The organism is Caballeronia udeis (assembly GCF_044909315.1).
Taxonomy (GTDB): Bacteria; Pseudomonadota; Gammaproteobacteria; order Burkholderiales; family Burkholderiaceae; genus Caballeronia; species Caballeronia udeis_A.
The window spans coordinates 83287-98897 of record NZ_JBIYEB010000006.1 but is presented as its reverse complement, the minus strand read 5'-3'; the positions used below and the strand labels follow the sequence as shown (position 1 = coordinate 98897).

At 61.9% G+C, this 15611-nt stretch carries 9 protein-coding genes; 4 read left to right on the top strand and 5 right to left on the bottom strand.

The genetic code is table 11. The features are described from left to right. The first annotated feature begins 40 nt into the window (after window positions 1-40). Both ABH944_RS12035 and ABH944_RS12030 read left to right on the top strand, forming a co-directional pair. Window positions 41-1747, top strand: coding sequence for a thiamine pyrophosphate-binding protein (locus tag ABH944_RS12035; RefSeq protein ID WP_404606137.1), 1707 nt, complete (start codon window positions 41-43; stop codon window positions 1745-1747). Between the two features lie 129 nt (window positions 1748-1876). Then, window positions 1877-3568 (top strand): AMP-binding protein, encoded by a 1692-nt coding sequence (locus tag ABH944_RS12030; RefSeq protein WP_404606135.1) that lies wholly within the window; start codon window positions 1877-1879, stop codon window positions 3566-3568. 63 nt (window positions 3569-3631) lie between these two features. Here ABH944_RS12030 and ABH944_RS12025 read toward each other — a convergent pair whose 3' ends face one another. Both ABH944_RS12025 and putA read right to left on the bottom strand, forming a co-directional pair. After that, entirely contained in the window at window positions 3632-4780 is a 1149-nt protein-coding gene (locus ABH944_RS12025) for a branched-chain amino acid ABC transporter substrate-binding protein (protein WP_404606134.1), read from the bottom strand. 94 nt (window positions 4781-4874) lie between these two features. Further along, entirely contained in the window at window positions 4875-8807 is a 3933-nt protein-coding gene (gene putA / locus ABH944_RS12020; RefSeq protein WP_404606133.1) for a trifunctional transcriptional regulator/proline dehydrogenase/L-glutamate gamma-semialdehyde dehydrogenase, read from the bottom strand. 317 nt (window positions 8808-9124) lie between these two features. On the opposite strand from putA, the gene ABH944_RS12015 reads away from it, so the two are divergent. Further along, window positions 9125-9310, top strand: a complete 186-nt coding sequence (locus ABH944_RS12015) for a hypothetical protein (RefSeq protein WP_404606131.1) — start codon at window positions 9125-9127, stop codon at window positions 9308-9310. Window positions 9311-9375: 65 nt separating this feature from the next. On the opposite strand, the gene ABH944_RS12010 is transcribed toward ABH944_RS12015, so the two are convergent. Then, window positions 9376-11643, bottom strand: a complete 2268-nt coding sequence (locus ABH944_RS12010) for a primosomal protein N' (RefSeq protein ID WP_404606129.1) — start codon at window positions 11641-11643, stop codon at window positions 9376-9378. 461 nt (window positions 11644-12104) lie between these two features. Next, on the bottom strand, window positions 12105-13193 hold the full coding sequence (hemE, locus tag ABH944_RS12005) for a uroporphyrinogen decarboxylase (RefSeq protein ID WP_404606127.1): 1089 nt from the start codon (window positions 13191-13193) through the stop codon (window positions 12105-12107). Between the two features lie 176 nt (window positions 13194-13369). Between hemE and ABH944_RS12000 the strand changes: the two genes are divergently transcribed. After that, window positions 13370-14239: a transporter substrate-binding domain-containing protein gene (locus ABH944_RS12000; RefSeq protein WP_404606125.1), complete on the top strand. Its 870-nt coding sequence runs from the start codon at window positions 13370-13372 to the stop codon at window positions 14237-14239. A 121-nt stretch (window positions 14240-14360) separates the two neighbouring features. Here ABH944_RS12000 and ABH944_RS11995 read toward each other — a convergent pair whose 3' ends face one another. Then, the gene (locus ABH944_RS11995; RefSeq protein WP_404606123.1) at window positions 14361-15308 is read right to left on the bottom strand and encodes an alpha/beta hydrolase; all 948 of its coding nucleotides are present in this window, start codon (window positions 15306-15308) and stop codon (window positions 14361-14363) included. Window positions 15309-15611: the final 303 nt, after the last annotated feature.

The following is a 15611-nucleotide window of genomic DNA, read 5'->3' as shown; positions in this document are numbered from 1 at the left end:
GCCCACCGCTAGCGCGAAACCTTCTGGGAGATTTCATCGCATGACATCTGCTGTCTCGTCCCCCAACACCCTTCCGACGACCGGCGCACGCCTGGTTGTCGATGCACTGCTCACACACGGCGTTGAACGCGTCTTCTGCGTTCCCGGCGAAAGCTTCCTCGCTATCCTGGATTCCCTCCACGACGAAACCAGCCGCATCCAGACCATCGTCTGCCGCCACGAGGCCGCCGCGGCAAACATGGCCGAAGCGATCGGCAAACTGACCGGCCGCCCCGGCGTGGCGCTGGTCACCCGCGGCCCGGGCGCAACGCATGCATCGATTGGCGTGCACACGGCGTTCCAGGATTCCACGCCCATGATCCTGTTGATCGGCCAATGCGCACGCGAACACATGGACCGCGAGGCATTTCAGGAAATCGACTACCGGCGCATGTTCGGGCAAATGACGAAGTGGGTCGCCCAAATCGACGATCCGCGTCGAATCCCCGAATATCTGAGCCATGCATTCCATATTGCGACCTCCGGCCGGCCCGGCCCGGTCGTGCTCGCCTTGCCGGAAGACGTGCTGAGCGACGCATGCGAAGCCGTGCCGGGCGCGCCGCGTTATCAGCGTGTGGCAGCCTCCCCGGCGCCGGCGCAAATCGCCCGTTTGAACGAGATGCTCGCGGCATCGAAGAAACCCTTTGTCATTGCCGGCGGCAGCGGATGGACGCCCGAAGCCACAGCGGATTTCGCACGCTTCGTGGAAACTTGGCAGTTGCCGGTCGGCTGCGCCTTCCGCTTCCAGGACACACTGAACAACAACCACCCCAACTACGCCGGCGACGTCGGCCTCGGGATCAATCCCGCCCTCGCCGCACGCATCGACGAAGCCGACTTGCTCCTGGTCCTGGGTCCCCGAATGGGCGAGTCGACAACCGGTGGTTACACGTTGCTCGACATACCCAAGACGACACAAACGCTGATCCACGTGCACCAAGGCGCCGAAGAACTGGGGCGCGTGTATTCGGCAGATCTGCCGATTGTTTCGGGCATGCCGGAGATGGTGTCGGCGCTGGTCGCGCTCAAGCCGCCCGCAGTCATCCCCTGGAGCGGCGCCATTGAAACGGCGCATGACGCGTATCTCGCGTGGCGCAAGCCGCGGCCAATGCTCGGCGATGTCCAGCTCGGCGAGATCATGGAGCAACTCAGCGAACGTCTTCCCGCCGACGCCATCGTCACGAACGGTGCCGGGAATTACGCGACGTGGTTGCATCGACACTATGCGTATCGGCATTTCCGGTCGCAGGTTGCGCCAACGAGTGGTGCGATGGGTTATGGCGTACCCGCCGCGATCGCCGCGAAGTCGCTGTATCCGGAACGGGTCGTGGTGGCGTTTGCAGGGGACGGATGTTTCCTGATGTCGAGCCAGGAGCTGGCCACGGCAATGCAGTACAAGCTCGCGGTGATATTCGTGGTGGTGAACAACCAGCAATACGGCACGATCCGCATGCATCAGGAGCGTCACTATCCGAACCGCGTGCATGGCACGGCGCTGACAAACCCCGACTTCGCAGCCTATGCGCGCGCATTTGGAGCACATGGGGAACTGGTCGAATCGACGGCGCAATTCATGCCCGCATTCGAGCGCGCCGTGAAGACGGGATTGCCATCGGTGATAGAAATCAGGATTCCGCAGGATGCGAGCACCCCGGCGGCAACGTTGGATCAGGTAAGGCAGCAAGGGGAGAAGTTACGGCAAAAGTGAGCGCCAGCCACGCACCGTGGCGGCCACAAACATTCGCGAGAAAGCGGGTTTCACAAAGACCCGCATGCAAGAGCCAGATCCAGGCTCAAGCAACCGCTAAAGCGAACACAATCCAGGAGACGCAAGACCATGGCATCGCAAGCATTTTTGCAGGCAAGAGACTTTCTGCTGCGTCATCGCGACGACTACGCCACCGCGTATAAAGACTTCACGTGGCCCGAACTGACGGAGTTCAACTGGGCGCTCGACTGGTTCGATGAATACGCACGCAGCAATCTCGATCCGGCGCTGTGGGTGGTCGAAGAGAACGGCGACGAGACGAAGCTCTCGTTTGCGGAGTTATCGGCGAGATCGAATCAGTTGGCCAACTGGTTGAGGCAGCAAGGCGTCCAGCGAGGCGACCGGATCTTGCTGATGCTACCGAACCAGCCGGCGCTCTGGGAAACCATGCTCGCCGCCATGAAGCTCGGCGCCGTCACCATTCCGGCGACCATGTTGCTGACGCCGGCAGACATTGCCGACCGCATGACGCGCGGTGAAGTGAAGCATGTGATCGTGGCGTCGAGTGAAACCGCGAAGTTTGATTCCATCGATAAAACCACGACGCGCATAACCGTAGCCATCCCGCAGAGCGCTGCGTTGCCCGCAGGCTGGCTGAACTTCGCCGATGCGTTTAATGAAAGCCCCTCGTTCGAGCCTGAAGGCAGGACGCTCGCGACAGACCCACTGCTGCTGTATTTCACGAGCGGCACGACAAGTCGCCCGAAGCTCGTGCTGCACAGCCATCAGAGTTATCCGGTCGGGCATTTGTCGACCATGTACTGGATCGGCCTGAAACCCGGCGATGTCCATCTCAACATCAGCTCGCCCGGCTGGGCCAAGCACGCGTGGAGTTGCGTCTTCGCCCCGTGGAACGCGGGCGCGACCGTGTTCATCCACAACACGTCGCGCTTCAGCGCGAAGGCCACGCTGGAGGCGCTCGTCAAGCATCAGATCACCACGCTGTGCGCGCCGCCGACCGTCTGGCGCATGATGATCCAGGAAGATTTATCGGCATATAAGGTGCATTTGCGCGAGGTCGTCGGCGCGGGTGAACCGTTGAATCCGGAGATTATCGAGCGCGTGAAAAAGGCCTGGAACCTCACGTTACGCGATGGTTTCGGCCAGACCGAAACCACGGCGGAGATCGCGAATTCGCCGGGGCAGCCGATGAAGCCGGGATCAATGGGCAGGCCATTACCCGGCTACCGCATCACGCTGCTCGATCACGACGACAACCCCGCGCAGGAAGGCGAACTCGCGCTGATCCTCGACCCCAAGCCGCTCGGCTTGATGGACGGTTACGTGGACGATCCGTCGAAGACGCAGGAGACCATGCGTGGCGGCCTCTATCGTACGGGCGATGTAGCGTCCATCGACGACGATGGTTACTTTACCTACGTAGGCCGCGCCGACGATGTCTTCAAGGCATCGGATTACCGCATCAGTCCGTTCGAGCTGGAGAGCGTGCTGATCGAACATCCGGCGGTGGGCGAAGCGGCCGTGGTGCCGAGTCCGGATCCGCTGCGTTTATCGGTGCCGAAAGCGTTTGTCGCCTTGCGCAACGGTTATGAACCGACGAAGGAAACCGCCGGCGAGATCCTCAAGTTCGCCGCGCAGAAACTGGCTGCGTACAAGCGCATTCGACGCATCGAGTTTTATGAATTGCCGAAGACCATCTCGGGCAAGATCCGTCGCGTGGAACTAAGGAAAACTGAAGAAGCAAGAAGCGGCGATGTGCGGCGGGAGAATGAATACTGGGAGGAGGATTTCGGCAGGTAGCATGCCAAGAAAAAGCCCCGCTGCGCAGAACGCATGCGGGGCCTGCAATCACTTCACACCAACTTACTTGCCACCCACGCTTTGCAGCGTCGTCCACTTGCCGTCGACGACCTTGTACAGCGTGATGCCGCCGTTCTTCAAATCGCCCTTCGAGTCATACGCGAGCTGCTTCGACGTCACGCCGGGCATGTCGGTCTTCGCGAGCAGCGGCAGGTACTTCGCCGGGTCGGTCGAGTTTGCGGCCTTCATCGCCGAGAACATAGCCATTGCGCCGTCGTACGCGTACGGCGAGTACGTTTGCACATCTTCGTTGAAGCGCGCCTTGTACTTCGCGACATAAGCCGCGCCACCCGGCATTTCATCGAGCGGCAAACCAGCCAGCGACGCCACCGTGCCGTCGGCTGCGTTGCCGGCGATCTTCAGGAATGTGTCGGTCTTGACCATTTCGCCCGCCATCAACGGCGCACGCATGCCCAGCGTCTTCATCTGCTTGACCATAGGGCCAGCTTGCGAATCCGCACCGCCGTAGTACACAAGGTCAGGATTCAACGACTTGATCTTGGTCAGGATGGCCTTGAAGTCAACGGCCTTGTCGTTGGCATATTCACGATCCACGATGGTCGCGCCCGACGCCTTCGCGGCCTTCTCGAACTGGTCCGCAAGACCCTGGCCATACGCCGTGCGGTCATCGACAATCGCAATCTTCTTCATCTTCAGCGTCTTCACCGCAAACTCGCCGGCCACCGATCCTTGCTGCGTGTCGGAAGTCATCATGCGGAACGCGGTCTTGTAACCTTGCGTCGTGTATTCCGGCGCGGTTGCCATTGCGATTTCGGGAATGCCGGCGTTCGCGTAGATGCGCGAAGCGGGGATCGTCGTACCCGAGTTGAAGTGACCGAGCATGCCCTTGACGTTGTCGTCCACCAGCTTTTGCGCAACGGTCGTGCCGGTGCGCGGGTCAGCCTGGTCATCAGCGGAATCGAGCACGATGCGAATCGGCTTGCCGCCGATCACGGGCTTGGTCGCGTTGAAATCTTCAACCGCGAGCACCACGCCGTTCTGGAAATCCTTGCCGTAGTGCGCTTGCGCGCCGGTCATCGGGCCGGCGAATCCTACCTTCACGTCTTCAGCGGTTTGAGCCTGAGCTGTTGCAGCAACCGACAGACCGGCGACCAGCATTGCTGCTGCCAGCTTCTTCATCGTGTAATCCATAAACTCTCCTGATTCCCATGTAAGTGGCAGCGTGTGCCGGGATCGCCGTGCCTGCTGCCGTTTGTTTGAGCCAACCCGCTGTGCCGAATACAGCTCAGCCGATCGTCATCAAATTCGCATTGCCGCCCGCGGCCGCCGTGTTCACGCTCACCGAGCGTTCCGTCAGCAACCGTTCGAGCGCGTAATCCTGCTCGCCGTCGTGGGCGTTGTCGACGAACGCTCCCGCCGGCACACCCTGCACCGAGACGATCGGTCCCGGGCGTTTCGCGACATCCTTCACCAACGCCATCAATTCGTCGCTGTCGCCTTCGAACAAGACTGCATCGAAAGCCGCATCCTGGCCCTTGCTCGTCGATGCATACGGCTTGATCGACGCCGGCAGCGCTGCCACGAGCTGCTCACCGGCCGCACCGGAAAACAGCGCCTTATTGCCCGTTGCGAGCACCGCGGCGAGTTGCGCGCGCGCGCCGCTTGCCGTCGCTGCCACGCACAGCACTGTGCCGCGTGCGCCGAGCGTGTAGGTGTTGCGCTCACCGGTCGGACCGGGCAGCACGGCGGTCGCGCCGGCCATGACATGTTGCAGATGGCCTTCGCAACGTGCCGCCGTTTGCGGATCGCGCTCGGCAATAGCCCAGTCGCGCAGCGCGGTCAACGCGGCCGGTGTTGCGTTCGCGGTCGTCTGGTCCACGATCAGCGCGCTTTCCAGCGATTTCGGCAAGCCCGTGGGACGCTTGGCAAGGAGCCGCTGCAAGTACAGCGCGCCGCCCGCTTTCGGTCCCGTGCCCGACAAACCTTCGCCACCGAACGGCTGCACGCCGACCACCGCGCCAATCACGTTCCGGTTCACATAGATGTTGCCCACGTGCGCGCGGCTCACCACGTGCGCGATGGTTTCATCAATACGCGTATGGATGCCCAGCGTCAGCCCGTAACCCGTCGCTTTGATTTGGTCGAGCAGTTTATCAAGATGTGCCCGGCGATACCTCACCACATGCAGGACCGGACCAAACACTTCGCGCTTCAACTCGTCGATGGAATCAAGTTCGATCAACGTCGGCGGGACAAACGTACCTTGTGCACAGCCTTCAGGCACGGGCAACTGCACGACATTGCGGCCCTTCTCGCGCATCGCTGCAATGTGCGCGTCGATGCTCTGCTTCGCTTCGGCATCGATCACAGGGCCGACATCGGTGGAAAGCCGGTCGGGATTCCCCATCGAAAGCTGCTGCATAGCGCCGGTGAGCATGTTGAGCGTGCGATCCGCGACGTCGTCCTGCAGGCACAACACACGCAGCGCCGAACAGCGTTGACCCGCGGAATCGAAGGAAGACTGCAATACGTCCGCGACCACTTGCTCAGCCAGCGCCGACGAATCGACGATCATCGAGTTCTGTCCGCCCGTCTCCGCGATCAGCGGAATCGGGCGGCCATCCGGGTCGAGCCGTTCGGACAAGGTCTTGTTGATCAGGCGCGCGACTTCCGTCGATCCCGTGAACATCACGGCACGCGTACGCGGGTCGGCAACCAGCGCCGCGCCCACGGTTTCACCATTGCCCGGCAGCAGTTGCACCGCGCCCGGCGGCACGCCGGCTTCGCGCAGGATGCGCACGGCTTGCGCTGCGATCAGCGGCGTCTGTTCCGCCGGCTTCGCGAGCACCGGATTACCTGCAGCGAGTGCTGCAGCCACTTGTCCCATGAAGATCGCGAGCGGGAAGTTCCACGGGCTGATGCAGACCACGGGGCCCAGCGGACGGTGCGTGTCGTTGGAAAACTCGCTGCGGATCTGCGTCGAGTAATAACGCAGGAAGTCGATCGCTTCGCGAATCTCCGACACCGCATTCGCCAGCGATTTACCCGCTTCGCGCACCACCAGGCCCATCAGCGTATGCATCTGCGCTTCGAGCAGGTCGGCTGCGCGGGCGAGGCAATCGGCGCGTTCATCGACGGGCGTCGATTGCCAGATCGGCGCGGCGGCAACAGCGTTCGAAATCGCCAGCGCGACTTGCTCCGACGTCGCGTCGACCACTGTGCCTACGAGGTCGCGCAAGTCGGCCGGGTTACGGACATCGCGTGCAACGCCCTCTACGGAATCAGTGGCTTCCAACATAGGCTGCGCGCGCCACGGATGATTCGCGCTCGCCAGCAATGCCGACGACAACGACGCCAGCCGATGCTCATTCGACAGATCGAAGCCCATCGAATTGAGGCGCTCGCTGCCGAACAACTGGCGCGGCAACGCGATCTTTGCATGAGGCAGACCGAGCGGCGTGAGCTTGGAAGCTTCGTCGATAGGGTCCTGCACCAGGTCGCTGACGGGAATCGTTCTGTCGGCAATGCGGTTCACAAACGACGTATTCGCGCCGTTCTCGAGCAGACGGCGCACGAGATACGCGAGCAGCGTTTCGTGCGTGCCGACAGGCGCATACACGCGGCACGGCCGGTTGAGCTTGTCGCGCCCGGTGACTTCTTCGTACAGCGGTTCGCCCATGCCGTGCAGGCACTGGAACTCGTACTGACCCGGGTAATAATTTCCGCCAGCGAGATGATAGATAGCCGACAGCGTGAACGCGTTATGGGTGGCGAATTGCGGATAGACGGCATCGGGCGCGCCGAGCAGTTTCTTCGCGCAGGCCACGTAGGAAATGTCGGTGTAGATCTTGCGCGTATAGACCGGATAACCTTCGAGGCCATCGACTTGCGCGCGCTTGATCTCCGAATCCCAGTACGCGCCTTTAACCAGTCGAACCATGATCCGATGACGGCTGCGACGCGCCAGATCGATCAAATAATCGATCACAAACGGGCAGCGTTTTTGATAAGCCTGCACCACGAAACCGATGCCGTTCCAGCCGGCCAGTTCCGGATCGAAGCACAGCGCTTCGAGCAGATCGAGCGAAATTTCCAGCCTGTCAGCCTCTTCCGCATCGATGTTCAAGCCAATGTCGTAACGCCGCGCGAGCAGGGCCAGCGCTTTCACGCGCGGCAGCAACTCGGTCATCGTGCGTTCCTGCTGCGAGCGCGAGTAACGCGGATGCAGCGCGGACAGCTTGATGGAAATCCCCGGGCCTTCGTAAATGCCGCGCGATCCGGCCGCCTTGCCGATCGCGTGAATGGCCTGCTCGTACGACGCGTAATAGCGAACCGCATCCTCTTCCGTCGTCGCGGCTTCGCCGAGCATGTCGTAGGAATAACGGAAACCGCGCGCTTCGAACTTGCGGCTGTTTGCGAGCGCTTCCGAAATCGTCTCGCCCGTAACGAATTGTTCGCCCATCAACCGCATGGCCATGTCGACGCCCTTGCGGATCAGCGGCTCACCACCGCGTCCGATCAGGCGCGTCAACGCCGACGACAATCCCGCTTCGCTATTCGTCGTCACCAGCTTGCCGGTGATCATCAGGCCCCACGTCGCCGCGTTCACGAACAGCGACGGCGCCTGGCCCATATGCGAGCGCCAGTCGCCCTTGCTGATCTTGTCGCGGATCAGCGCGTCGCGCGTGGCGCGATCGGGAATGCGCAGCAGGGCTTCCGCGAGGCACATCAACGCGACGCCTTCCTGGCTGGACAGCGAAAACTCATGAATCAGCCCTTCGACACCACCGCCCGTCTGTTTCTTGCGCAGCGCTTCGACAAGCTTCGTCGCCATGGCATTCGTTTCAGCGGCGACGTTGGCCGGCAGCCGTGCCTGGCCGATCAGGAACGGCACGCATTCCGGTTCCGGACGCCGGTATGCGGCCGTGATCGCGGCGCGCAGCACGGATTGCGGCTGCACGTTCTGGGCGAAATCGAGGAAGGGATGCGGCGCACCGTCTTCTTCGGAGTCGGCATGCCCGGAGGGTTCCAGCGTATCGGCTGAACCCATTGCACCGGACAGTTCAGGTGGCAACTGTCCATGTTCGATGCGTTCGAGGTACGCGAAGATGGCTTGCTTGATGAGCCAGTGCGGGGTCCGTTCGAGCCGCGTGGCGGCGTCTCTCAGGCGGGTGCGCAGCAGATCGTCGACTTTGACGCCCAGGGTGGTGCTCGCCATATATCCTTCCTTGCCGGAATCGGAACCGGCGATAGCTTGAAAAGTGGCCGAATCGTAACCCGCTCATAAAAAAGGTGCAACCACATTTCGAGACGGGTTGCACCTTTCAAAAATCCTTTTGGAACAAGGGATTACGGGTAATTGAGTATGGCGGGTTGGGCTAGGCCTGCTCTAGGATTTCGCGTTTGATAATTTTTCTTGGGTCACCCCTAATTAATTGCTGCCTGGTGCCGATAAGAACTGGTACGGCCATACCAGCGATGAAACTTTGCGGGCCGTCTAAACATTCAGCCGCACGGTTTCGGGGAGAAGAGGATATGAGCACCTGGATGATTTTTTGCAGCGTTTGGGCGATAAGCGCGTTATGCGTGGTGCTGTTCATCCGCGGCGCGCATCCTTACGTTGAGCGGCCCGACGGCGACAGCCGGGACAACGGGAATGACTTGACGGTAGGCGGCCTGACGGTCGCACGCGTGCAGGGCACGGACCGCGGCAATAGCTGAAGAAAGCTGTGCGAGGACGCCGGGCAGCGCGCGGCTAAAAACCGTTCACCGGCGCGCGAGCTACGCTAAATATCGAGGGGATCGACCTCGACGTTCCATCGGATCACGCCTTTTACCTTGAGACTGCGTAACGCCGGCTGCCAGGCCCGCAACGCATTCTGCAACACAGCCCGCGACGCACATTCCAGCAGCAACTGCGCGCGGTGCACGTTAAACACCTTCACTATGGTCAGCGGCACCGCGTCGTACACGGTCACGCGTTCAGCGCCGGCCAGCGTGGCGAACTCCGCTGCCGCTGCACCCAGAAAGTGCAGCGCGGCCTCGAGCGTGCGCCCTTCGGCGCGAAGCATCGCCTGATAAACGAACGGCGGCAGATGCGCGTCGCGGCGCTCAGCCAGCGTGGAGTTGGCAAAACCAACGTAATCGTGCCGGGCCAGCGCGTGATAAAGCGCGTGCCGCGCGTAGCGCGTCTGGATCATCACTTCACCCGGCAAGCCTGCGCGCCCGGCGCGGCCGCTCACCTGCATCAACTGGGCAAAAAGCCGCTCGCTTGCGCGGAAATCGTGGGAGAAAAGCGCGGTATCGGCGTTGAGCACGCCGACCAGCGTCACACGCTGAAAGTCGTGGCCCTTCGCGATCATCTGCGTGCCGACGAGGATATCGACCTCGCCCGCGTGGACATCGGAGAAAAGGGCCTGTGCGCTGCCCTTGCGCCGCGTGCTGTCGGCATCGATACGTAACACCCGTGCTCCCGGCACCGCCGTCGCGAGCGTTTCTTCCACACGCTGCGTGCCGCGGCCCATCGGCGCGATATCCACATTGCCGCAATCCGGGCAGGACTTGGGAATCCGCGATTCCCAGCCGCAATGGTGGCAACGCAGCGCGCGTTCGGGCTTGTGAAGCACGACATAGGCGCTGCATCGCGGACAACCGGCAACCCAGCCGCAGGCGTCGCACGAAAGAATCGGCGCGTAACCGCGCCGGTTGAGGAACACGAGGCTCTGCTCGCCGCGTTCCAGGCGCGCTTTCATCGCGGCAATGAGCGGCCCCGACAAGCCCTCCACCGAGGCCCGTCCGCGCTGCCGCTCCTCTTCCAGGTCGATCAGCCGGACGCTCGGCAGAACCGCCGTTGCCACGGCGCGCCGCGTCAGCGTGAGCTTGGTGTATCGGCCCTGCTCGGCCTGCCACCAGCTTTCGAGCGATGGCGTCGCCGACCCCAGCACAACCGGAATCTCCAGCTTGTTCGCCCGATAAACCGCGAGATCGCGCGCCGAATAGCGCAAGCCTTCCTGCTGCTTGTAGGCGGGATCGTGTTCCTCATCGACAACAATCAGCGCCAGCTTCGGCAACGACGCCAGGATCGCCAGGCGCGTCCCGAGCACGAGCCGCGCGCGGCCTGTGTGCGCCGCGAGCCAGTTGCGCGCACGTTCGCCTTCGGCCAGCCCGCTATGCATTGTCACGATGGCCCCCTCCGGCAACGCGGCAAAACGCGTGCGGAATGCGGCTTCGAATTGCGGCGTGAGGTTGATTTCCGGGACCAGCACGAGCGCTTGCGCGTCGGGGCGCGACCCGAGCAGATCGGCCAGTGCGTGGAGATAGACTTCGGTTTTGCCGCTGCCCGTCACGCCGTGCAGCAGGAACGCAGCAAAGCCTTTCGCGCCGGTAATGGCATTGACGGCGTCGGACTGCTCCGCGGTCAGTTGCGGCAAAAGCACGTCGCTCGCGTGCAGCGCGGCCTTTTCAACCGCGGGCGCGAGCGCAATGTCCTGCTCCGGCCCATCACCGGTTTCCAGCGATACCCATCCGCGCATCTGCCATTCATCGAGCGTCGCACGTGCTTTCGGATGCAGTGCGCGCGCCTCGGCGGCCGGCAACGTGGGATTCGCGGCGAGGGCATCGGCGAGACGGCGCAGCGCGGTCGCGCGCGCCGGAAGCGCGTCGGGCAGATTTGCGCGCCCTTCTGGCATCAGCCGATACCGCTCCTCCGGCGCGAGCAATTTCGCCCAGCGCGAGGCGTCGCGCAGAACTTGCGGCAACGCGGGCAGCGCCACTTCGCCCAGGCCGCGCTGGTAATACTCAGCCGCGAACAGCGTCAACGCGCGCCATTCATCGGCGAGTGGCGCGAGCGTGCTGCAAATGGCCGCCACATCGCGCAACTTGTCCGCGGGCACGTCGGTGTGATCGGTGACCTCGCAAATCAGGCCGACCGCGTCGCGACGTCCGAACGGAATCCGTACCAGCATGCCGGGCAGCGGCGTTGCGGCCAGATCGTATCGATAGTCGAAAAGCGTCGGTAGAGGGTGGTCCAGCGCGACCCGGACAAAGACGCTCACTTGACGCACCCGCCGCAAGCCATGCTGGTGCAACTACTCAACCTGAGCATAGGGCTGTGCGTGACGTAGTTAAAGTGAAACATCACAATCGACGCTAAGCTGCGGATTATTTTTGAGATTTCCAAGCTTTCCACAGGCCTGTGGATAACTTTGTTGAGAACTTTGATTGACAGGGACAAAAATTGGCGATCTCGCTTGTTGTGTGCGGTAGCCCACATTCCGGGTCGTTCTCAAATTTCTCTTATTAATCATGTATTTGAAGACACAAAACATGCCCTCATGATGACGCTTAGGTCTGATTTGAAGATTGCGCGCCGCAACGTACAAAATGTGCATAAGTCAACTCTTGACATCGGCGGAACGGCCAATCTACGGGCATGTCGCGGCATTCTTGCCTTGCGGCCCAAACGTTAAACGTGAACTTTTCGTGACGCAGAGCAGCAATCTTTTTTGACCAAATGTCAGTTCTTTGCGCGAATGGCACGGCTATGGCGATGAACTTCATCGACCAGTTCCGCCACCTTCTCCGGACGCGTGAACTGCGAAATACCGTGGCCGAGATTGAAGACATGGCCAGGAAAATTGCCGAAGCTGTCGAGTACGGCGCGCGCCTCGGTGCGAATCACGGCCGGCGACGCAAACAGCACCGATGGATCGATGTTGCCCTGGAGCGCGACCCGGTCGCCCACTTTTTCGCGCGCCTGGCGCAGGTTCACGGTCCAGTCGAGCCCGACCGCGTCCACGCCGATTGCCGCGATCTGTTCCAGCCACAGGCCGCCGCCCTTCGTGAACGTGATGACCGGCACCTTGACGCCGTCGTGCTCGCGTTTCAATCCGGCGACCACCTTCGCGATGTAGTCAAGCGAGAAGCGTTGATACGCGCCATCGGCCAGCGCACCGCCCCAGGTGTCGAAGATCATCACGGCTTGCGCGCCCGCTTCGATCTGCGCGTTCAGATAAGCGACGACCGCCTGCGCGTTGATATCGAGAATACGATGCATCAGGTCCGGCCGGGTGTAGGCCATGGCCTTGACCGTGTGGTGATCGGGCGATCCGCCGCCTTCCACCATGTAGCAGGCGAGCGTCCAGGGGCTGCCCGAAAAACCGATCAGCGGTACTTTCTGGCGGCCTTGCGCGTCGGTAAGCGCGCGACGGATTTGCGAGACGGCGTCGGTCACGTAGCGCAGCGTGTTGTCGATATCCGGCACGTGCAGCTTCGCGACGTCCTCTTCCGTGCGAACCGTGCGCTCGAATCGCGGGCCTTCTCCCTGGACGAAATTCAGGCCGAGGCCCATTGCGTCGGGAATGGTCAGGATGTCCGAGAACAGGATGGCGGCGTCGAGCGGGAAGCGCTCCAGCGGCTGAAGCGTGACTTCCGTTGCGTAATCGGGATTGGTCGCGAGGCCCATGAAACTACCGGCACGCGAACGCGTGGCGTTGTATTCGGGCAGGTAGCGTCCTGCCTGACGCATCAGCCAGATCGGCGTGTAGTCGGTGGGCTGGCGCTGCAATGCGCGCAGGAAAGTGTCGTTGAGGAGTGTGGAAGGCACGTGGCTTGGAGCGTAGGGCAAAGGGGCATTCTACCGGACGGGGGTTTGCGTTCGTACTCGTGGCCCGGGGTTTTTGGGGTAGCGGCGGGTGCCGGCCTGATCCTCCTCAAACAGGGTGCGAACCACGGACCCCTTCGATATCATCGGCGACTGAAATAATCTCTCGAGGAGTGTCGATGAAAGTTCTTGCCCCAGGTTGCGTGTCGCTTCGCGGTGTCTTTCGCACAGGTGCTTGCGCCCTGCTGCTCGGCCTCGGCTTCGCCATCGGCGCGCAGGCGCAAACCGTGCAGGCGGGCAGCATCACCGCGGCACCTGCTGCTACGTTACCCGCAACCGCGCCCGCTCCATCGAGACTCGACGACATCCTCGCCCGCGGCACGCTGCGCGTCTGCACCACGGGCGACTACAAGCCGTACTCGTTCCTGAGGCCGGACGGCCAGTTCGAAGGCATCGACATTGATGCCGCGCAAAATCTCGCGCAGTCGATGAACGTCAAAGCCGAGTTCATCAAGACCTCGTGGTCGAACCTGATGAACGATTTCGTCGCGAAGTGCGACATCGCGGTCGGCGGGGTTTCAACCTCGCTCGAACGCCAGAAACGCGCGTTCTTCACCCAGCCGTACATGGTCGACGGCAAGACACCCATCGTCCGCTGCGCCGACGTCGATAAATACCAGACCGTCGCGCAAATCGATCAACCTGGCGTGCGCACCATCGTCAACCCGGGCGGCACGAACGAGAAGTTCGCGAAGCAGTTCTTCACGCATTCGCAGCTGATCGAGTACCCGGACAACGTGACGATCTTCAAGCAGATCCTCGACAGCCAAGCCGACGTGATGGTCACCGACGCCTCCGAAACGCTGCTCCAGCAAAAGCTCAATCCCGGCTTGTGCTCGGTCCATCCGGACAAGCCGTTCCAGTTCGGAGAAAAGGCGTACTTGCTGCCACGCGGCGACGTGGTGTTCCAGCAATACGTCGATCAATGGCTGCACCTGTCGCGCTCGACAGGCGAGTTTCAGGTGGTGCTCGATAAATGGCTGAAATGAGGGCCGGGGCGGCCGGAGTCAGGCCGCCTTTTTCCTCTCACCGCCTAACGCAGGCCAGATTCAGCGTGCTTGAAGCTTTTCGTAATATCTATGTAAGTTGATGTCGCTCGGCATCGAAAAGTCAACGCGCTGCATGTAACAATTCACCGAAGCGCGCCGACGTTTTTTTCATCCAGGCTGTTGCCGCTTTCGAATGCGCCTGGATCCGGCCGAAGCCGTGCGTCATGTCGTGCGCGTCGATAACCTCGGTGCGCCCGCCATTTGCTTCCAGAAAACGCGCAAATTCGTGAGCGTCGTCGTAAAGCGGATCGTAGGCTGCAGCGACGATCAACGCCTGCGCCGGCGTCCGATCGTAGGATTGCGCAAGCGGGAATGCGCGCACGTCGTCATCGGCAGGCGGTTCGGCCGTGAGAAATTGGGCCCAGTAAAAGCGCATCTCGTCGGTGGACAAGCCCGGCCCTTCCGCGTTGGCCGTAAAGCTGCCGCCTTCGAAACGGCAGCGCGCCACCGGATAGATCAACAACTGCGCCGTGACCAGACCCGCCACCCGATCGTTCGCAGCACGCGCAGCCACGGCCGCAAGATGACCACCGGCGCTGTCGCCAGCTACGCCCAGCCGGTTGGTTGCAAAGCCCAGACGCGAACGATGCTCGGCGAGCCACAGCAGCGCGTCGAGCGCATCCTCAACAGGCACGGGGAACGGATGCTCCGGCGCCATCCGGTAATCCACGCTCACTACCGCGCAATGCGAGTCCGCGGCGAATCGCGCGACCATCAGGTCGTGCGTATCCAGGTCCCCGACCACCCAGCCGCCGCCATGCAGATAGACCACGAGAGGTAACGGCTTCCTGGCCCCCGCCGGCCGATAAACCCGCGCCCGCAGGGTACGCCCGTCGAGCGGCAGGACCGTGTCTTCAACATCCACCCCAGCCGGGCGCGGCGCGGCGAACTCACGCGCGACGTCCTGGAACTGCCGCCGGATAGCGATTGGTCCAGCATCAGCCGGCAGCTCGGGGAACGCTGTGGCAACCTTGGCGTAGTAAGCGAGAAGGTCTGCGTCGATGGTCATGCGGTTGTCTCCAGTGCGGTTCGCCGCCCGGTCGGGTCGACGGTTTTTGATTGTCCTTAAAATCGACATATCGCGCTCAGCAGCGCAAGCATTTTCTAACAGCCGCCGAAATATCGGCTTGTAAATCACAATAATCGGCAAAATGTGGCCGGAATAATCGCTGAGCCTTGTGCGCCAAGGGTTACAACCTGAAACACTTTGTTACGGTGATGCCCGGATTATTCGCCCACAATCTCTTCAACGGTCTCAACACGGATGTGATCGGGTGCAGCGTTGGTGAACTACAACGTCCAGTTGCACTGA